The organism is Sporobacter termitidis DSM 10068 (genome assembly GCF_900130065.1).
Classification (GTDB): domain Bacteria; phylum Bacillota; class Clostridia; order Oscillospirales; family Oscillospiraceae; genus Sporobacter; species Sporobacter termitidis.
Map to the genome: position 1 here is coordinate 22,686 of NZ_FQXV01000002.1, position 18,137 is coordinate 40,822.

The following is an 18,137-nucleotide window of genomic DNA, read 5'->3' on the forward strand; positions in this document are numbered from 1 at the left end:
TCTATTCTTTTGCACGCGCTATATAAGCGATACCGGCGGCGCCGGGGCCGACGTGCGTCCCAACGGTGATGCCGATGTCCATCTCATGATAATTCGCGATGTGAAACTGCGCCGTCAGGTAATCCGCCGTTTCCCGGAGGGCCTGAGGGGCGTTCGTGTGTCCGAATACGACCGTATGCGCCGTATCCGGCGGGTCCAGCGTCATCCGGTCGGCAATAAAATTCAGCCCGGCCCTGAGGCCGCGCGTTTTGCCCACCGATACCACCAGCCCGTCGGTGATGGCGATGATCGGGTTGATGCCCAAAAGCCCGCCCACAAAGGCGGTCGTCGTCGAGATGCGCCCGCTCATGCGGAGATATTTCAGCGTGTCGACGGCGGCCAGCAGACGTACCCGCTTTACAAGGCCGCTGATGCTTTCCGCGATCTCGGCGGCGCTTTTCCCCTCATCCCGGAACCGGATGGCCTCGAAGACGAGGAGTGCCAGCTCGAAGGTGGCCGTCAGCGAATCGATGACGTGGATTTTTTCTTCGCTGACAAGCCCCCGCGCCACCTCGGCGGACTGGCAGGTGCCCGACAGCTTTGAGGAGATAAAAATCCCGACGATCTCGTCGCCCGCGTCGATATACCGCTGAAACAGGGGCGTGAATTCGCCGGGCGGAATCTGGGAGGTCGTCGGCAGCGTCTCCGCGACGGCCAGCTTTTCAAAGAAATCCTTTTTCGTCAGATCGATGCCGTCCTTATAAGCTTCGCTCCCGAAGAACACGGTCAGCGGGACGACAGTCACATTCAGGCGCGCGGCGTCCTCCTGCGTGATGTCGCTGGTGCTGTCCGTGATAATTCTAACCATTTCTTTCTCCTTTCAATGGGATAAAAGGAACAGTAACTCAAGACATTATATGATTCTCCCGATGAAACGCAGAATGATTATACGTCATTTAACGTACAGGAGCAAATATTTTGTTCATTCGCCGCTTAAATCCCGGTCAAAACTGTCGAATCGGACATAAAAAATGCCTCCGGAGCCCGGCTCCGGAGGCGTTTATAAAGCTGATTTTATGACGCCGGGGTGTAGACGACCAGCGCCGTCGTCGCGTCCCCGCTGCCCAGGACGGCCTCGTACTTCTCGCTGATGAGCTGCTCCGCCGTCTGGACGGATACCTCGATGTTAAAGGTGCCGTCGCCGTTATCCGTCTGCTGCTCCGCCTGCAAAATGTCCGGCAGCTGCCCTTTGATGGTGATGACGGCGTAGTATTTTTCCAGTTTTACCGTATCCGCTTCCGTACTTTGAACAGCGCCCAGCATCAAATGCGGCTCGATACTCGGCTCCGGGCTTGCCGTCGTGCTTCCCGCAGTACCGGCGGCGGTGGCTGTCGCCGTACCCGTGCTCTTTTCAGCCGACCCGGCGGCTGTCTGGGTCGGGGAGGCCGCGCTCCCCTCAGTGTCCTGCGTCGATTCTGCGCCATAGTCGTCTGTGGCGTCCGCCTGACCCGCCGGGGCAATCTTCATTTGCGCGTACTGGTCCTCACCGGCGTCGGACAACGCCGGCGGGGATACGGCTGCCGCCTCCGGCGCGGCCGCGTTGGGCGCCGCCCCTGAGGAGCCTGAAAAGCCAAACAGTTGTGGCTTGACGATAAATACCAGCGCCAGGCATGCCGCTGCCGCGACAAAACTGATGATGACCGGCATAATGGTTTTCCGGGTCCTGCGGCCCGATTCAGCCGCGGCGCCCTCCGGCAGCGCCATAATGCGCGCCATGACGAGGCCGGCAAGCTCCTCGGGAGGCTCTTCCATAGCTTCTTCCGCCGCTTCGGAAATGCTCCTGTAGGCGGACAGGAGCGCCTGGCACTCCGGGCACTCTGCAAGATGCCGCTCCAGTCCCGCTTTCTCCCCGTCGGCCAGCTCGCCGTCGGCAAAGCCGCTGATCAGGTCCATGTATTTTTTACACTCAGCCACGCTCCTCCACCTCCTTACTATCCTTATGACGGCTGTTACCATAAAAAGTTCCGTACTGGCTCAGGAGCGCGGCGAGGTTCATCCGCGCGCGCGACAGGCGGGACTTCACGGTACCCTCGCTGATGTTGAGCGTGATAGCAATGTCCTCGTAGCTCATGCCCGTTACCTCGCGCATCACGAGGATTTCCCTGTGCTTCGGCGGCAACGCTTGGATACCCTTTGACACCGCCGCGCGGAGCTCCCGCTTTTCCGAGGCAACCTCCGGCGCGTAACGCAGATCCGGGACCTCCATGTCGGCATATTCTCCGTCGTCGTTAACATAAGTCAGTGACGTGGTGTCTGTCCTCTGCTTTTTCCGGCTGAAATCGATGCAGAGGTTATAGACAAGCCTGTACAGCCAGACGGAAAACCGGCTGTCGCCCCTGAAGCTTTTGAGCCCCGTATAGGCCTTGATGAACGATTCCTGGGCGATGTCCAGCGCGTCGTTTTCGTTGCCGGTCATCTTCAGCGCCAGATTGTATACCTTTTTCTGATTGTCCAGTACGAGCGCCTCAAAGGCCGACCTGTCGCCGCCGCGTACTCTGTCGATAATTTCCAGTTCTTCCGCTGCTGTCATACAGTCACCTCAGCTCTCTTTTTATGGTGTCGCTGACCTTGCAGATATCGGCCATCGTCTCGATCTTCGATATTTTTTCCCTGAAAAAGCCTGCGTGGGGCACGCCCCGCAGGTACCAGGCAAAATGTTTTCTGGCCTCGAGGCACGCAATGCGTTCGCCTTTGAATTCCTTTGCCAGCTCGAATTGCCGCACCGCCGTATCGACCCGGGCGCTGAGCGGCGGGAGCGGGGGGACTGGCTTTCCCTCCAGCGCGGCCCGCGCCTGCTCGAATATCCAGGGATTCCCGAAGGCGCCGCGGCCGATCATCACCATGTCGGCACCGGTATATTTAAGTATCCTGACGGCGTCCTCCGCCGTGAAGACGTCGCCGTTGGCGAGAACGGGGATCGAAACGTTTTTCTTGACCTCCCGGATGATATCCCAGTCCGCCGTGCCGGCGTACATCTGCACGCGCGTCCGCCCGTGGACGGCGACGGCGGCGGCGCCCGAGGCCTCGGCCATCTGCGCAAACTCCACGGCGTTGACCTTGCCCTTGTCCCAGCCCTTTCGAATCTTCACCGTCACCGGGGAGTCGACGCTCTCCTTCACCCGGGCGATGATTTTCATCGCCTTGTCAGGGTCCAGCATCAGGGCGCTGCCATCGCCGGCCTTCACGATCTTCCCCACGGGGCAGCCCATATTGATGTCGATGATATCGGCCCCGGAAATCTCTTGTGCCAGCGCGGCGGCCTGTCCCATGCAATCGGCGTCGCTGCCGAAAATCTGGGCGGCGGCCGGGTGCTCGCGGGCCCCCAGGCGGAGGAGGGCGCGCGTTTTCGAGTCCTGGTAGACGAGCGCCTTGGCGCTCACCATTTCCGTATATGTCAGCGCCGCGCCGAAGGAACGGCAGATCTCCCGGAAGGCCAGATCACACACGCCGGCCATCGGCGCCAGCGCCAGTCTGGAATCGATCTGAATATTTCCGATCTGCAACACCCTCACCCCCGCGCGTTCTTTTTTAATGATACAAGCAGCAGGTTTATTGTATTCAAAACAGGGCGGAAAGTCAATCGCCGCGGCGCTGTCCCCATCGGGGCGCGCCGCGGCAGCTGCCGGCGTTTTATATAATTTCAGTCGGCCACAATCTCCAATTCACGTATTTTGATGCTGTTTTTATAGACTTTTATGAGATACAGCACATTGCCCTCAATGGGTCCGAAGGAAAATTGTCCCTCCTCATCCGTGAATTGCCTGTCGATGAGCTTTTTGTCCTGCCCCGACCGGAACAGTAGCACGAGCGCGTTCTCCACGGCCGTTCCGCCTTTGTCCCGCACCGTCCCGCAGACGGCCGCGGCTTTTTCCTGTTCGACCTTTACCGTTGTCTCAATATGCTCGCCCTCGGCGGGTTTTATATAAAATTTTGCAACCGAGCTCAACCTTTTCAACTCCCTTGTCTGGCGCTTGCGTTGTCTGAGATATACTATTGCCGGGACGGGCTTTCCGTGCTTGACATTCCATGAAGAATTCATTACACTGACTAGTACGCTGAAATATCATATTCCCCCGCCGAAGGCGGGGGAATATACAAGGAAAAGGAGTTTTTTCGATGGCAAAGGATAAGAAGGTCGAGCAGATCACCGATATGGACGTTGATTTTGCCCAATGGTTTACAGACGTCGTGACAAAGGCGGAGCTTATAGACTACTCCGGCGTCAAGGGCTTCTTTATCCTGCGACCGTATGCCTACGCCATCTGGGAAAACATCCAATCAATTCTGGACACGCGCTTTAAGGAGCTCGGGCACGAAAACGTCTCTATGCCCGTTTTGATCCCCGAAAGCCTCTTGCAGAAGGAAAAGGATCACGTGGAGGGCTTTGCCCCGGAGGTCGCCTGGGTCACCCACGGCGGCGCCGAGGAGCTCGCCGAGCGGCTTTGCGTCCGCCCCACGTCCGAGACGCTTTTCTGCGACCATTGGAGTCATGTCCTGCGTTCCTGGCGCGACCTGCCGATGCTGTACAACCAGTGGTGCAGCGTCCTGCGCTGGGAGAAGACGACGCGCCCGTTCCTCCGGGGCCGCGAGTTCCACTGGCAGGAGGGGCATACCCTCCACGCCACGCCCGAAGAGGCGGAAGCCGAGACGCAGCAGATGCTGAACGTCTATGCCGATTTCTGCGAAAACAGCCTCGCCATGCCCGTCATCAAGGGGCAGAAAACGGAAAAGGAGAAGTTTGCCGGCGCCGTGGACACCTACACCGTCGAATGCATGATGCACGACAAAAAGGCGTTGCAGGGCGGCACCTCCCACTATTTCGGAGACGGCTTCGCAAGAGCCTTCGGCATCCAGTTCGCCGATAAGGAAAACAAGCTTGCCTACCCGCACCAGACCTCCTGGGGCATGTCCACGCGCATCATCGGCGGCCTCATCATGACCCACGGCGACAATTCCGGCCTCGTCCTTCCCCCGAGGATTGCCCCGATCCAGGTCATGGTGATCCCCGTCGCCATGCACAAGGAGGGCGTTCTGGATAAAGCCGCCGAGCTTGTATCGCGCCTGAAGGCGGCCGGCATCCGCGTCAAAAGCGACGTGTCCGACCAGAGCCCGGGCTGGAAATTTGCCGAATATGAAATGAAGGGCGTTCCCCTGCGGCTGGAGATCGGGCCGAAGGACATTGAAAACGGCCAGTGCGTGGCCGTCCGGCGCGACAGCGGGGAAAAGATCACGGTGGCCCTCGCCGAGCTTGAAACGAGGATTCCGGCGCTTCTGGGCGACGTTCATCGGGGGCTTTATGAAAAGGCGAAGAAAAATCTCATCGACAACACGCGCCCGGCAAAAACGCTGGAGGAAGCCCGGACCATCGTGGCCGAAAAGGGCGGTTTTGTGAAAACCATGTGGTGCGGCGACCTGGCCTGCGAGCTGAAAATGAAAGAGGATGCCGGCGTCTCATCCCGCTGCATGCCCTTTGAACAGGAGCATGTTGCCGATACCTGCGTCTGCTGCGGGAAACCCGCCAAAAAGATGGTCATTTGGGGCGTGGCGTACTGATTTAACGCCGAATTCCATTGATAGCAGCTATAATTTAACATGAAAAATGTTGTAATTTGTAGTAATTTGTAGTAACATAATTTTAATTTCAACTCTGAAACGGCAAAACCGGCGAAAGCCGGTGACGCAAAGCCACGGGTCTAAAGCATAGCGCCATGATCGCCGGGCCGCCGAAGAGGACATGGTTTATAAAGCTGTGTGCCTTTCTTAGGCATGCAGCTTTTTTTAGCGTACGTTTGGGGGGACTGTTTTGGTTAACATCACGACAATCAAAAACATTTCGCGGGTAAAAAAATGCTCCGCGGGCACCGTTATTACGGGCAGCGGATCCGACAATGTCCTGTTTGTCATCGTCAAGGGCGAGGTCGGCGTCTTCGTCAACTACAGCCAGACGGGTGCCGAGATGATCAGGGAGCTCAGTACGGGCGACCTTTTCGGCGATCCCGGCCTTCTGCAGGACAAGGAGGCCGCCTATACGGCAGTATCCCTGGACGAATCGATCATCATTCCCGTCGAGCGGAATGATATCACCGAATTTTTTCAGGAGGAGCCCGCGCTGGCCTTTGAGCTTTTAAAGGAGCTCTTTATCCGCCTGGAGCAGCCTGCGGATGACGCTGGAGATGCGAAAGCCGCCAATGCCGGCCAAAAGCGCCGTACCGACGCGAAGCCGCCTGAAAAAAAGCCGACAGGCGCGGCGCGCCCGGCGCCGGCTGTGCCCGCAGCCGCCCCGGAAAAAGCGAAGCCGGCGGCCGAACTGTCGCCCGTCACGGCGCAAAACGGCAAGTTTGCGCTCTTCCCCGAGAACCACGGCGATTACGAATTGTCTCTGGCCGAGCAAAACAGCGCGATCCTCATGAATAAAACCCACACCTGCCCGGTCTGCCGCCAGACGTTTACGGCGCTCGCCGTCAGGCCGTCCAAGCTCGTTGTGGCTGCCACGGACAGTGACCTGCGCTACCACTATAAAGGGATCGAGCCCCTTTACTACGAGGTTCTGACATGCCCGCACTGCCTGTACAGCGCCCTGTCGGACATCTTCGACGCGCCTGAGAAACCGAAAGGCGAAATCGTCAAGGCGCTGGAAATGCTGCAGAATAACGTGGGGATCGACTTCGGCGCCGGCAAAACAACGGTATCTGTCTTTGCCGGATTCTACCTTGCGCTCTTCTGCGCGCCGGTGGCCTTTACGAAATATCAGCTTGTGGCGGCAAAGCTCCAGTACAAGCTCAGCCGTGTCTACGGCGACGCCGGCGACGCGGACATGGAAAATCAAACGGCCGTGAAAGCGCTGGACAATTATCTTTACGCCTATTCGCGGATCGGCGTTCCTCCGGCGCAGGAGCAGCAGATCTGCGTGCTGATCGGAGAGCTGTACCTGAAGCAGAACGATCTCAAAAACGCCATCACCTTTTTCAATAAAGCCCGGACCTGCCCGGGCGGCAGCCCCGCCCTGAAAAACCACGCGGAGAACAGGTCCTACGAAATCCGGGAAATGGCCGCAGACAAGAAATAACTGAACTGATAGGGTAAATCGGCAAGGGCAGGGCCCTTGCCCTACAGATTGCGGACCGTCGTTCCGTTGTAGGGCAAGGGCTCTGCCCTTGCCGGTCATTTCGGCTTTTATTCCTCGTACAGCCCCCGCAGCAGCGCGATCTCCCGGCCGTAGCCTTCGAGCTCGTTGGGCGTCTCCAGGTAAAACGGCAGATGCTTTAGCCTGGGGTGGTTGATGACCGTTTTCAGCACCTCGACCCCGAGGGAACCGTTGCCGATCGTTTCGTGGCGGTCCTTATGGCTGCTGAATGGGTTTTTGCTGTCGTTCAAGTGAATGGCGCGCAGGCGCTCAAGGCCGATCACGCGGTCAAACTCCGCCAGAACGCTGTCGAGGTCCCCGGCGATGTCGTAGCCGGCGTCATAGATGTGGCAGGTGTCCAGGCACACGCCCATCTTATCGCTGAGCATGACCTTGTCGATGATCGCCCGCAGGTGCTCGAAGCGGCCGCCCACCTCGGTGCCCTTGCCCGCCATCGTCTCTAAAAGGACCATCGTCGTCTGTTCGGGGTACAGCACCTCGTTGAGGATTTCCGCGATCATGCCGATGCCGGCCTCCATCCCCTGGCCCATATGGGCGCCGGGGTGGAAATTATACATGTTGCCGGGCAGATATTCCATGCGCCGGATATCGTCGGCCATCGTCTCCCGGGCAAACTGCCGGATATGCGCCTTGTCCGAGCAGGCGTTCAGGGTGTACGGCGCGTGGGCCAGCAGGTCCGAAATACCATGCTCCTTCGCCAGCGCCTGAAACGCCGCGATATCCTTTTCATCGATGGCCTTTGCCGCGCCGCCGCGGGGGTTGCGGGTAAAAAACTGAAAAACATTCGCGTCGATGGATACGGCGTTTTTCCCCATGGCCAGATATCCGCCGGACGTCGACAAATGGCAGCCGATCTTGAACATATATATTGAATCCTTTCGTTCTGATGTATTTAATGCTCCTGCCACAATTGTAACACGTCCGGGCATTAAAGTCATTGTGGAATCTATGGCCGAATGCTAAAATATCATTAGCAAGCTATTTCGTTAAAATCTTCGGAGGATTCCTATGAGAGAGATCGACTGTTCTGTTATCGCCGAGGCCGTGGAGCGGCTTTGCATCGAGGCGGCGGTACATTTGCCCAAAGACCTTTGCGCACTTTTGGAGGACGCAGCCGGGCGTGAGGAGTCTCCTGCCGGCGCCGAGGCGCTCCGCGATATCGTGGCAAACTTTAAGCTGGCCGCCGAAACAGGCATTCCGATCTGCCAGGACACGGGCATGGCCGTTGTCTTTGCCGATATCGGGCAGGAGGTCCACATCACCGGCGGGCTCCTGGAGGACGCCGTCAACGAGGGCGTCCGGCGGGGATATACGAACGGCTATCTCAGAAAATCCGTGGTAAAGGACCCGCTCCGGCGGGAGAATACGGAGGACAACACCCCCGCGGTGCTGCATCTCCGGCTGGTGGCCGGCGACAAAATCAGCCTGACGGTAGCCCCTAAGGGCTTTGGCAGCGAAAACATGAGCGCCATGCGCATGTTCCTGCCGTCGGATAAGCTGGAAACGATAGAGGATTTTATCGTGGACGTCATGAGTGGAGCCGGCTCCAACCCCTGCCCGCCCGTCGTCATCGGCGTAGGGCTCGGCGGGACGATCGAGCAGGCGGCGCTTTTGGCCAAGCGAGCACTCCTGCGGGATATGGGCAGCGCCAACGGCGACAAGTTTTACGCCGACATGGAGGCGCGGGTGCTGGAAAAGGTGAACCGCCTCGGCATCGGCCCGCAGGGCTTCGGCGGGCGGTTCACGGCCGTCAAGGTCAATATCGAGACGTACCCGACGCACATCGCCGGTCTGCCCTGCGTCGTCAACATGAGCTGCCACGCCACCCGGCACGCCGCCTGCGTTTTGTAAGCGCCCCGTTTTCCGACATAATAAAGCAATGGCCCCTGGTATAATGCCTGCGAATGCAGGCATTATTTAGCCTGTCGGCAAAGCCCTCCGGGCTTTGCCGACAAAAAACCGCATGCAGCTCGCTCAGCCGCTCCCAGCATGAGAAGTGTCATTTTCGACGTACACGCCGCCGGAAATGACAGATTCCATCTTGTTTCCGCCGTGCGCGGCGGAAATTCTGCGAAGCTTTTATCTCGAAAACAAGTTTATCTACAGGCTGCATAATGCCTGCGAATGCAGGCATTATTATATATATGGTAAAAATCTGGCAAAACCTATCGCGGCGGGGCTGTCCGTGGTATAATAGATTATGGACAAACAGCTCTCATCGTCCATACAACACTTTATAGAAGGAGATGACTCGAATGAAATTCACATTTACAGAAAAGAAGGTACAGGTCTCTGACGAACTCCGGGAGTATGCCGAGAAAAAGATCGGCAAGCTGGACCGCTTCTTCAAAATCGAGTCGGAGGCATTTGTCACATTCGGCATCGAAAGGGGCCGCCACAGGGCGGAGGTCACCATCAACAACAACGGCATGTTCTACCGCGTCAGCGAGGCCACCGGCGATATGCACGCCTCGATCGACTCTGCCGTGGCCGGCATTGAAAGCCAGATACGCAAGAACAAATCGCGCCTGGCCAAGCGGCTCCGCGACGGCGCCCTGGAGCGCGAGGTAAAGCCCTCCGTCAGCTATGCCGCGTCCGACGACGACGGGGGCGAGGCAGACTTCCAGATCATGCGTACAAAGCGCTTCCCCATCAAGCCCATGACGGCGGAAGAGGCGATTTTGCAGATGAACCTTCTGGATCACGAGTTCTTTGTCTTCAGGAATCAGGATAACCGCGACGCCTTCTCTGTGGTCTACCGGCGCAAAAGCGGCGGCTACGGCCTGATCGAGGGTGCCGACTGACAGCCTGTTTTCGGCAAAATTTTATCAAAAATCCGGGAGTGCCTCGTTTGAGGCACTCCCGTTTCATTTTTATTGTTAGGCCGCGGCGGTGAAAAGCTCCCGCATCCGGTCCAGGATCATACTTAAAACATAATATGTGGTTTCGTAATGAATATACTGCGTCGTATTTGCGTCCCACAGAAACGCAACCGTGGGAGGGAATTCGTCGTCTCCGTCCCAAAACTGAAAATAAACCGGCAGCTCGTCAAAGGCCGGCAGGATATACCCCACGTCGCCGACCGACATTTTATGCCCGCCCAGCTGTTTGCACACCTTGTCGAGCTCCTCTTTATATCCCGAGAACGCCTGCGCGTATTTCGCATACAGGCTCCCGTCCCCCTCCAGCAGGTTCGTATGAAACGAGTGCCCCATATTCTGCATGGATATCCACCTGCCGGACAATTGGCGGTCCTCCCGGGACCAGCACAGGTAGTCGTATATAGACAGCACCGTGTTATAATCCTTGTCGTCGATATAGCCGCCGTTATCCGCGGTCCGCTGGGCATGGCCGCTGTTCCGCTCAATGCGATAGGTCATGTCCAAAAAGCGCAGATATAAATACGTATCGTCAGCCTTCAGGCGGAACTTTTGAATCAACTTTTCCTGGTCCTCTTTCAGAAATAACAATCTGGCGTTTTCCGCGGCTATTGCGTAGTTGTTCTGCTTTAAAGTCATTATTTAACCCCCCGCTGCAATCAGATATGCCGGCAGACCCAAATAGCGCGTTTCAGGCACCGAGCCATCTTACTTGTGTCTTCCGAATACAAGTGTACGAATAAAGCGCTGTGCTTTCAAGCCAATTTGCCGCGGTTTTTATAAGAATTCAACTTAAATTTCAGTCCGGCGCAAAGCTCCGGTAGGTATCCCCCTCGATATCCTTCCACTTAAACAAACCGTCCTCCAGCGTCATGTAGCTGTGGGGGCTGTTCTCCTTCGGGATAGAGACGGAGCCGGGGTTCAGGCTGATGAAGGTTTCCCCAACCTCGCACAGCGGGACGTGGGTGTGGCCGTACAGCAGAATATCGCCCTTGTGCAGCGGCGGCGGGTTGTCCTTGTCGAAGCGGTGCCCGTGGGTGGCAAAGATCATGCGCCCGCCGAGCCAGAGGACACAGTACTCCGCCAGGACGGGGAACTCCAGCACCGCCTGATCCACCTCGGCCTCGCAGTTCCCGCGCACACACAGGATATGCGCTTTAAGACCGTTGAGCAGCTCGATGACTCTTTTGGGCCGGTAATCCTCCGGCAGGTCGTTTCTCGGGCCGTGATACAAAAGGTCGCCCAGAAGGAGCAGCCTGTCCGCCTTTTCCTTGTCGAAAGCCTGTATTAGCTTTTCGCCATAATACGCCGAGCCGTGGATATCGGATGCGATCATCAGTTTCATCATTGCTGTCCCTTCGCCGTTTCCGTTTTAAAAACGATTTTGACGGTCGTCCCCACGTCGGGGACGCTCTCGAGGATGATCTTTGCGTTGTGATAGGCGGCGCCGTGCTTGACGATGGAAAGGCCGAGGCCCGTGCCGCCCAGCTGCTTTGAATTGCTCTTGTTGACCCGGTAAAATCGTTCGAAAACACGCGTCTGCTCACTCTTGGGTATGCCGATGCCGGTATCGGAGACGGAGAGCTCCACCTCCCCCTCCCGCTTTGTGACCGAGACGAAGACGCTGCCGTTGTCCTTATTATATTTAATGGCGTTATCGCACAGGTTGTGGATGATCTCGTCGACGATCTGCTCGGCGCCGAATATCTCCGCGTGCTCTCCCGACAGGACGAACCTGACCCCCTTGGCGTCGGCCGCCGGCTTTAAGGACGCCACAACGGACGCGCAAGCGTCATATAAATCCAGGCGGACCTTTTTGACGGGCAGCTCGTTGTCGTCCAGCTGCGAGAGCTTGATGATGTCGCCCACCAGAGAAATGAGGCGCTGGGCCTCATCGTAAATATACCCGGAAAAGCGCGGGATGTCCTCGCTTTTCACAAGCCCTCCCTTCATGATCTCGGCAAAGCCGGAAATGGAGGTCAGGGGCGTTTTGAGCTCGTGGGAGACATTGGCCGTAAATTCGCGGCGCATTTTTTCCCGGGCCTCGTGCTCGATCTTCAGCTCGTCCATCTGCTTGGCGATGATGCTGTTCTGCTGGGCGATCCTGGAGATGAGAGGGCTCAGCTCCGGATAGACCCTGCTGCGTTCCGGATGCTCAAAATCGATGGCGTTGATCGGCCTGATGATCGACCTGGATATCCTGAAGGCCAGCAGGAGGGAGAACACCACGGCGGTCACCAGGACGATGACAAACGGCTCCACAAGGCCCGGCAGCAGCGTAAACATCGTTTTTTCCGCCTCCGCCGTCCTGAGGACGGTGCCGTCGTTGAGCCGGAGCGCGTAGTAAATCATCTGCTCGGACAGTGTTTTTGAATCGCGGTCGCTCCGTCCGACGCCGGTGGCCAGCGCGGCCTGAACCTCCGGCCGGCTGCCGTGATTCTCCATCGTGGCGGGGTCGGCAAAGTTGTCGTAAAGCACCGTGCCGTCGGCGGCGATCCAGGTAACACGCAGCTCGGTCTGTGCCGGCATTCCGTTCAGATAATCCAGGCCGTTCAGCTCCACCGCCCGGGTGATAAAGGCCGTTTCTTTTTCCATCCGGTCCCCGTACTCGCCGGAATAATAGCTGTAGACGACGCCCAGGATAAGCAGCAAACATGCCAGGAATACGGCGACGGCGACGAGAAATATCCCCTGAAAAATCCGTTTGCTCATATGTAGCCTCCCGTCCGCCGATATTTTAAATCAAAAACCCGTTGTGCTGATTTTATACCCGATCCCGCGCACCGTCTCGATATAATCGCCCGCGTGCCCCAGCTTCTGCCGCAGCGTCCTGATGTGAACGTCCACCGTCCGGCTCTCGCCGTCAAAGGAGTACCCCCAGACCCTGTTGAGGATCTGGTCCCGCGTGAGGACGATGTCATGGTTGTCCAGGAGAAGGCACAGCATTTCAAATTCCTTCAGCGTCAGCGAGACGTTTTGCCCGTCCACCCTGACGATATGCTTTGAGGGGCAGACATACAGGCTCCCCAGCGTGTGCTCCGACGGGGTGTCCACCTCCTCCGTCCGGCGCAGGAGCGCCTTGATGCGCGCCATCAGCTCGATCATGCCGAACGGCTTCGGCACATAATCGTCGGCGCCGGAATCGAGGCCGAGAACCTTATCGTATTCGCTGCCCTTCGCGGTCAGCATCATGACGGGCAGCTTCTTTGTGGCCGCCGCGCTCCGAAGCTTTTTCAAAATTTCAAGCCCGTCTTCTTCCGGCAGCATGATATCCAGCAAAACGAGGCTCGGAAGGGCGTTATCCATGGCGCGCCAGAAATCCGAGGGCTTTTCAAAGCCGACGGCCTCCAGACCGGTGCTGTTGAGCGTGTAAATCACAAGCTCGCGGATACTGTTGTCATCTTCGACAAAATAGATCATTTATCTCCCCCCTTATCGAGTTTCTAATATTACCAAGTCCACATCAATTTGATATCACAAATGTGTTAAATCCGGGTAAAATACGGCCTTGACGCCATAGTAACACACCGGCGCGCAGTTTTAAAGTCTTCCGGGCGCCGCGGCGGCATAAATCCCGGCGCAGCCATGAAAAATATGATAGAATAAGCAGAAAAACATAATCTGCGGGAGGCGGCAATGAAAGGTACGATCACGCATTTTCAAAAGGACGGGCGGCCCGTTTCCGTCTATCTGCCAAAAACGGCGGATCGGCTTATCCCGGTCGTCTATATGCTGGCCGGCCCCGACCCCGGGCTGGAGCTGACCGGCCCGGCGGAGCGCGCGGAGGCGGCCACCGAAAGCGGAGAGTGCCGCCCCTTTATCGCCGTTGCCGCCGGCACCCGGCACTGGAACAGCGACTACGCGCCGTGGCCCGCGCCGCCCCTTCTGGACAGCGAGCCGCCGTTTACCGGCGGAGCGTCGGACCTGCTGCGCTGGCTGACAGAAGACCTGATGCCATTTATTGAAGGAGAGTTCCCCGTTCAAGCAGGCGCCCACGGCCGTGCCGTCCTGGGATATTCGCTGGCGGGGCTCGCGGCGCTGTACGCCATGTACGTCACCGACGCTTTCATCGCCTGCGGCTGCTGCTCAGGCTCCATGTGGTACGACGGCTGGCCGGAATTTATGGCCGCAAACAGCCCTCGCCCAGGTTCCAGAATCTATCTGAGCCTCGGCAAGAAGGAGGAAAAAGCGAGAAATCCCCGCATGGCCGCTGTCGGCGATGCCACCCGGGCCGCCCACGCGCGCCTTTCCGCCGACGCGAACGTGGCGGAAACGGCGCTCATCTGGCACGACGGCGGCCATTTTTCCGCCGTCCCCGCCCGCGTCTCCGCCGCCATGACCTGGCTTTCTCGTTAAGGTCTCCGGTTGTCGGAAAAAGCCTCGCAGAGTTTTCGCCGCGACGGCGGAAATAAAATAAAGTCCGTCATTTCCGGCGGCGTATACGTCGGAAATGACACCGCCCGCACAGTGAGCAGCTGAGCTTACCTGTGCGCAAACTTTTTCACCAAATTGCAGACAAGGTTACGGCCCAAAGGCCGTAACCTTGTCTGTTAATCTGTGCGCCTTTAGCTCTCCATCTGCTTGCCGAGGAAACCGGCAACCGTCTGGGCGAGCTTGTACTCGACCTCGCCGAGGAGCTTGTCCCCCTCCGAGAAGAAGACGACACAGCCCATCACGTCGCCTTCGGAAATGATTGGCGCCGCCGTTTCGATGACGTATTTATCGCTGCTGTCGATGACAGGCAGGCCCTTTTCGCCGCTCTTGCGCTGGTAGAGGCGCCGCGCCTCCATCAGCTGCTCCAGATCGCTGGAGATGTGCTTGTCGGCCAACTCCCGCTTCGGCACGCCGCAGACGGAAATATATGTGTCCCTGTCCGCGACTGTGGCGCAGCAGCCTGCCGTTTTATACAGCGTCTCGCAAATCTGGTTGGCGCTTTCCGACCACTCGCCCATGGGCGAGTATTTTTTAAAAATCACTTCGCCGTCTTTCTCCGTATATATCTCCAGCGGGTCGCCCTCGCGGATACGCATGGTACGGCGGATCTCCTTCGGAATAACGACGCGTCCAAGATCGTCGATACGGCGCACGATTCCGGTTGCTTTCATATTTATGACCCTCCCTTGTTTTACAACATTAGTATCCACAGTATTATTCTGACTATTCAGCGCATTTTTGTTTGCCTTCATTTGCCATCAGACCAAATATCTGTTTTTTCGCGGCAAATAATGCATAGTATACGCAGCTTCCCCCTGTTAAAAGGCCCACTTATTTACAATCGCTCCCGCATGTAAAGTGCTGCTTTCATGCGGGATTTTTATTGTCGCGCCGTCCGGCCTTTGTCCGTTTCATAAAAAACCTCTTTTCACCGGGCTTATCTTATTGTATAATAATTACTATAATGTAAATTATTACCTTAATGCTCATATATAAATTTACGGAATATTCTTTCAGCGGCGGCTGTTTATAAATCTTTGGAAAGGTGTGAAAGTCATGGCGGAAAGCCGGGCGGCGGCGGTAGAGTCCGAAAACGGTTATCGGGTGGATATGCGGCACATCTGCAAGAGCTTTGAAGGCGTCCGGGCGCTGCAGGATGTGCAGCTGCAGGTGCTGCCCGGCGAAATTCACGCGCTGGTGGGTGAGAACGGCGCCGGGAAATCGACGCTGATCCGCGTGCTCTCCGGCGTACATATGCCCGACAGCGGCGAGGTGCGGCTAAACGGCAAAACCGTATGCTTCGGCGACCCGAAGGACGGCATCCTGGCCGGCGTTTCGGTGATTTATCAGGAATTCGCGCTGGTGCAGCATCTATCGGTGGCGGAAAATATCCTGCTGGACGATTTCCGCGACAAGAGCTTCGTCAACTGGAAAGCGATGCGGAAGAAGGCCAGAGAGTTTCTGGAGAATATCGGCTTCGGCAATATCGACGTCACCGCGCGGGTGGGCGATTTGTCGGTGGCCTACCAGCAGGTGGTGGAAATCTGCAAGGCACTGACGCGGAACGCCTCCGTCCTGGTGCTGGACGAACCGACCGCCGTGATGACCAACAAGGAGGTGGAGCAGCTTTTCCGGCTGCTTTTGAAGCTGAAGGAACAAGGCGTGTCCATCATCTACGTCTCCCACCGGCTGGACGAGATTTTCCGTATCTGCGACAGGATCACCGTGCTGAAGGACGGCCAGTACGTCACCACGGTGGATAAAGAGGCCATCGACAAAAACGGGCTGGTGTCGCTGATGATCGGGCGCGATCTGAGCAGCTTTTTCCCGCCGCGGGTGCCGGATATCGGCGAGGTGGTGCTGACGGCGGAGCATATCCGGGCCGGCACGGCGGTGCGCGACATCTCCTTCAGCGTCCGGGAGGGGGAGATTCTGGGCCTCAGCGGGCTTGTGGGCGCCGGGCGCACCGAATGTATCCGGGCCATTCTCGGCATCGACAGGCTGGACGGCGGAACAGTGACGCTGCGGGGGAAGCGATTGCATCTGGGCTCGACGAAGGAGGCGTACGCCCACGGCATCGGTTTTCTGCCGGAGGACCGGAAGAATCAGGGCGTGCTGCTCCGGCGGCCCATCTACCAGAACATTACGCTGTCCTGCTTAAAAACTGTCTCCCGGGCCGGCTGGGTCCTGAAAAGGCGGGAAACGCCGGTGGTGGAGAAATATATTTCCGAGCTCGTCATCAAAACGGCTTCCCCCATGAACAATGTGGAGAGCCTTTCGGGCGGCAACCAGCAAAAGGTGGCCATCGCCAAGATGCTGGCGGCCAACTCAAGGGTCCTGTTCCTGGACGAACCGACCCGCGGCGTGGACGTGGGCGCGAAGATCGAGATTTTTAAAATCATCAACGAGCTGGTGTCGCGGAAATACGCCGTGGTGATGGTGTCCTCGGAGATGACGGAGATCATCGGCATGTGCGACAGAGCTGTGGTGATCAAGGAAGGGCGCAGCGTGGGAGAGCTTGCAAGGGAAGAGCTCACAGAGCTCAACATCATTCAATATGCAATGGGGGTCAAGACAAATGGAACTGAAGAGTAAGGAAAAAACCATGGCGGAGGTCAAAAGCGACGGCGGCGTGCAGCGGATGTCGCTGCGGGCCTTCCTGATGCGCTACAACGCCATCATCATTCTCGTGATCCTGTGCATCATCGCGTCCGTCCTGTCCCCGCTGTTTGTTTCCAAGACGAACATTTTCACCCTGCTGCGGCAGCAGGTGCCGTATCTGATCATCGCCATGGGCATGCTGATGGTGATCATCACGGGCGGCATTGACCTGTCGGTATGCTCCGTGGCGGCGGTGAGCAGCATCATGGTGGCCTATTCCATGATGAAATGGGGCCTCTCTTCCGGCGGCTGGGACACCTGGGCCGCCATTGCCATCGGCGTGGGCGTGGGCGCGCTGTTCGGCGCCCTGAACGGCTTCTTGATCGCCAGGCTCCGGATGCCGGCCTTTATCGTGACGCTGGCAATGATGTACGCCGGGGAGGGCATCGCTTACATAATAACAAAGGGCAACACCCTGATGCTGGATAATAAGAGCGGCGGCTACGCCGACCTTGTGGGCTTCTCCACGGGAACCACCGTGCTGGGGATTCCCTATGCCGTCATCTTCGCCCTTGTCATCGTCATCATCTTCTATTTTGTGATGCGGTACACCACCTTCGGCCGGATGGTCTACGCCATCGGCTCCAACGAGTCGGCGGTGCAGCTGGCCGGCATCAGCTCCAAAAAGCATCTGTTTTTCGTCTATCTGCTGTCCGGTATCCTCTGCGGCGTGGCGGGCGTGATCATCACGGCGCGCTCGGGCAACGCCTCGGCCCTGACGGCGGGCGTGGACTACAACATGTCCACCATCGCCGGCGTCGTCATCGGCGGGGCGAGCCTGATGGGAGGCGAGGGCACCGTTGTCATGACAGTGATCGGCGTTTTCATCATCGCCGTCATCGGGAATATCATGAACCTCATCAACCTGGCGTCCTATCCGCAGATGGTCGTCAAGGCGGCGGTCATCATTCTGGCCGTGCTGCTGAAGAGCCTGAGCAGCAGGAAGCACGCGTAGAGATATATGAGGAGGACCGCTCCTT

Annotated in this window: 18 protein-coding genes and 1 riboswitch; of the genes, 7 read left to right on the plus strand and 11 right to left on the minus strand. The window is 57.7% G+C overall.

Annotated elements, in window-relative coordinates; translation table 11 throughout:
- Position 1 precedes the first annotated feature (1 nt).
- The 5 genes from BUB60_RS03695 to BUB60_RS03715 form a co-directional block, all read right to left on the minus strand.
- Positions 2-847 (minus strand): DegV family protein, encoded by an 846-nt coding sequence (locus tag BUB60_RS03695; protein WP_073076315.1) that lies wholly within the window; start codon positions 845-847, stop codon positions 2-4.
- Positions 848-1,053: 206 nt separating this feature from the next.
- A complete protein-coding gene (locus BUB60_RS03700) occupies positions 1,054-1,953 on the minus strand; it encodes a zf-HC2 domain-containing protein (protein ID WP_073076316.1) in 900 nt (299 codons plus the stop codon).
- Positions 1,946-2,569, minus strand: coding sequence for an RNA polymerase sigma factor (locus BUB60_RS03705; protein WP_073076317.1), 624 nt, complete (start codon positions 2,567-2,569; stop codon positions 1,946-1,948). The genes BUB60_RS03700 and BUB60_RS03705 overlap by 8 nt, the downstream gene beginning before the upstream one ends.
- Before the next feature lie 4 nt (positions 2,570-2,573).
- Positions 2,574-3,542, minus strand: a complete 969-nt coding sequence (gene dusB, locus BUB60_RS03710) for a tRNA dihydrouridine synthase DusB (protein ID WP_073076318.1) — start codon at positions 3,540-3,542, stop codon at positions 2,574-2,576.
- A gap of 137 nt (positions 3,543-3,679) precedes the next feature.
- Positions 3,680-3,985, minus strand: coding sequence for a carboxypeptidase-like regulatory domain-containing protein (locus BUB60_RS03715; RefSeq protein WP_073076319.1), 306 nt, complete (start codon positions 3,983-3,985; stop codon positions 3,680-3,682).
- A gap of 170 nt (positions 3,986-4,155) precedes the next feature.
- On the opposite strand from BUB60_RS03715, the gene proS reads away from it, so the two are divergent.
- Together proS and BUB60_RS03725 are read left to right on the plus strand one after the other, a co-directional pair.
- Entirely contained in the window at positions 4,156-5,592 is a 1,437-nt protein-coding gene (gene proS, locus BUB60_RS03720; RefSeq protein ID WP_073076320.1) for a proline--tRNA ligase, read from the plus strand.
- Between the two features lie 91 nt (positions 5,593-5,683).
- Positions 5,684-5,767: riboswitch (cyclic di-GMP riboswitch) on the plus strand.
- Positions 5,768-5,842: 75 nt separating this feature from the next.
- Positions 5,843-7,105: a DUF2225 domain-containing protein gene (locus BUB60_RS03725; RefSeq protein WP_073076321.1), complete on the plus strand. Its 1,263-nt coding sequence runs from the start codon at positions 5,843-5,845 to the stop codon at positions 7,103-7,105.
- A 107-nt stretch (positions 7,106-7,212) separates the two neighbouring features.
- Here BUB60_RS03725 and BUB60_RS03730 read toward each other — a convergent pair whose 3' ends face one another.
- Positions 7,213-8,046 carry a deoxyribonuclease IV gene (locus BUB60_RS03730; RefSeq protein WP_073076322.1) on the minus strand — a complete coding sequence of 278 codons (834 nt, stop codon included), beginning with the start codon at positions 8,044-8,046 and terminating at the stop codon, positions 7,213-7,215.
- A gap of 145 nt (positions 8,047-8,191) precedes the next feature.
- Between BUB60_RS03730 and BUB60_RS03735 the strand changes: the two genes are divergently transcribed.
- Both BUB60_RS03735 and hpf read left to right on the plus strand, forming a co-directional pair.
- Complete coding sequence (locus BUB60_RS03735; protein WP_073076323.1) at positions 8,192-9,034, plus strand: fumarate hydratase; 843 nt, start codon at positions 8,192-8,194, stop codon at positions 9,032-9,034.
- Positions 9,035-9,438: 404 nt separating this feature from the next.
- Complete coding sequence (hpf, locus tag BUB60_RS03740) at positions 9,439-9,987, plus strand: ribosome hibernation-promoting factor, HPF/YfiA family (RefSeq protein ID WP_073076324.1); 549 nt, start codon at positions 9,439-9,441, stop codon at positions 9,985-9,987.
- A gap of 75 nt (positions 9,988-10,062) precedes the next feature.
- Here hpf and BUB60_RS03745 read toward each other — a convergent pair whose 3' ends face one another.
- From BUB60_RS03745 to BUB60_RS03760, 4 genes are all read right to left on the minus strand, one after another.
- Positions 10,063-10,701 carry a DUF3786 domain-containing protein gene (locus BUB60_RS03745; RefSeq protein WP_073076325.1) on the minus strand — a complete coding sequence of 213 codons (639 nt, stop codon included), beginning with the start codon at positions 10,699-10,701 and terminating at the stop codon, positions 10,063-10,065.
- 160 nt (positions 10,702-10,861) lie between these two features.
- Complete coding sequence (yfcE, locus tag BUB60_RS03750; RefSeq protein WP_073076588.1) at positions 10,862-11,407, minus strand: phosphodiesterase; 546 nt, start codon at positions 11,405-11,407, stop codon at positions 10,862-10,864.
- A complete protein-coding gene (locus BUB60_RS03755) occupies positions 11,407-12,774 on the minus strand; it encodes a sensor histidine kinase (protein WP_073076326.1) in 1,368 nt (455 codons plus the stop codon). Before BUB60_RS03755 ends, yfcE begins: the two co-directional genes overlap by 1 nt.
- Before the next feature lie 30 nt (positions 12,775-12,804).
- Positions 12,805-13,482, minus strand: coding sequence for a response regulator transcription factor (locus tag BUB60_RS03760; protein WP_073076327.1), 678 nt, complete (start codon positions 13,480-13,482; stop codon positions 12,805-12,807).
- A gap of 216 nt (positions 13,483-13,698) precedes the next feature.
- Here BUB60_RS03760 and BUB60_RS03765 point away from each other — a divergent pair, with 216 nt between their 5' ends.
- Entirely contained in the window at positions 13,699-14,418 is a 720-nt protein-coding gene (locus tag BUB60_RS03765) for an alpha/beta hydrolase (RefSeq protein ID WP_073076328.1), read from the plus strand.
- A 209-nt stretch (positions 14,419-14,627) separates the two neighbouring features.
- On the opposite strand, the gene BUB60_RS03770 is transcribed toward BUB60_RS03765, so the two are convergent.
- On the minus strand, positions 14,628-15,167 hold the full coding sequence (locus tag BUB60_RS03770) for a stage V sporulation T C-terminal domain-containing protein (protein ID WP_073076329.1): 540 nt from the start codon (positions 15,165-15,167) through the stop codon (positions 14,628-14,630).
- Between the two features lie 385 nt (positions 15,168-15,552).
- Here BUB60_RS03770 and BUB60_RS03775 point away from each other — a divergent pair, with 385 nt between their 5' ends.
- Both BUB60_RS03775 and BUB60_RS03780 read left to right on the plus strand, forming a co-directional pair.
- A complete protein-coding gene (locus BUB60_RS03775; protein ID WP_073076330.1) occupies positions 15,553-17,091 on the plus strand; it encodes a sugar ABC transporter ATP-binding protein in 1,539 nt (512 codons plus the stop codon).
- The gene (locus BUB60_RS03780; protein ID WP_159435338.1) at positions 17,075-18,112 is read left to right on the plus strand and encodes an ABC transporter permease; all 1,038 of its coding nucleotides are present in this window, start codon (positions 17,075-17,077) and stop codon (positions 18,110-18,112) included. Before BUB60_RS03775 ends, BUB60_RS03780 begins: the two co-directional genes overlap by 17 nt.
- Positions 18,113-18,137 lie beyond the last annotated feature (25 nt).

What these genes read in the sequence shown, in the direction of transcription:
- BUB60_RS03760 (WP_073076327.1), bottom strand. Translation starts at nt 13,482, where the DNA reads ATGATCTATTTTGTCGAAGATGACAACAGTATCCGCGAGCTTGTGATT.
- BUB60_RS03705 (WP_073076317.1), bottom strand. Translation starts at nt 2,569, where the DNA reads ATGACAGCAGCGGAAGAACTGGAAATTATCGACAGAGTACGCGGCGGC.
- yfcE (WP_073076588.1), bottom strand. Translation starts at nt 11,407, where the DNA reads ATGAAACTGATGATCGCATCCGATATCCACGGCTCGGCGTATTATGGC.
- BUB60_RS03745 (WP_073076325.1), bottom strand. Translation starts at nt 10,701, where the DNA reads ATGACTTTAAAGCAGAACAACTACGCAATAGCCGCGGAAAACGCCAGA.
- BUB60_RS03780 (WP_159435338.1), top strand. Translation starts at nt 17,075, where the DNA reads ATGGAACTGAAGAGTAAGGAAAAAACCATGGCGGAGGTCAAAAGCGAC.
- BUB60_RS03775 (WP_073076330.1), top strand. Translation starts at nt 15,553, where the DNA reads ATGGCGGAAAGCCGGGCGGCGGCGGTAGAGTCCGAAAACGGTTATCGG.
- BUB60_RS03735 (WP_073076323.1), top strand. Translation starts at nt 8,192, where the DNA reads ATGAGAGAGATCGACTGTTCTGTTATCGCCGAGGCCGTGGAGCGGCTT.
- hpf (WP_073076324.1), top strand. Translation starts at nt 9,439, where the DNA reads ATGAAATTCACATTTACAGAAAAGAAGGTACAGGTCTCTGACGAACTC.
- proS (WP_073076320.1), top strand. Translation starts at nt 4,156, where the DNA reads ATGGCAAAGGATAAGAAGGTCGAGCAGATCACCGATATGGACGTTGAT.
- BUB60_RS03695 (WP_073076315.1), bottom strand. Translation starts at nt 847, where the DNA reads ATGGTTAGAATTATCACGGACAGCACCAGCGACATCACGCAGGAGGAC.
- BUB60_RS03770 (WP_073076329.1), bottom strand. Translation starts at nt 15,167, where the DNA reads ATGAAAGCAACCGGAATCGTGCGCCGTATCGACGATCTTGGACGCGTC.
- BUB60_RS03765 (WP_073076328.1), top strand. Translation starts at nt 13,699, where the DNA reads ATGAAAGGTACGATCACGCATTTTCAAAAGGACGGGCGGCCCGTTTCC.
- BUB60_RS03755 (WP_073076326.1), bottom strand. Translation starts at nt 12,774, where the DNA reads ATGAGCAAACGGATTTTTCAGGGGATATTTCTCGTCGCCGTCGCCGTA.
- BUB60_RS03730 (WP_073076322.1), bottom strand. Translation starts at nt 8,046, where the DNA reads ATGTTCAAGATCGGCTGCCATTTGTCGACGTCCGGCGGATATCTGGCC.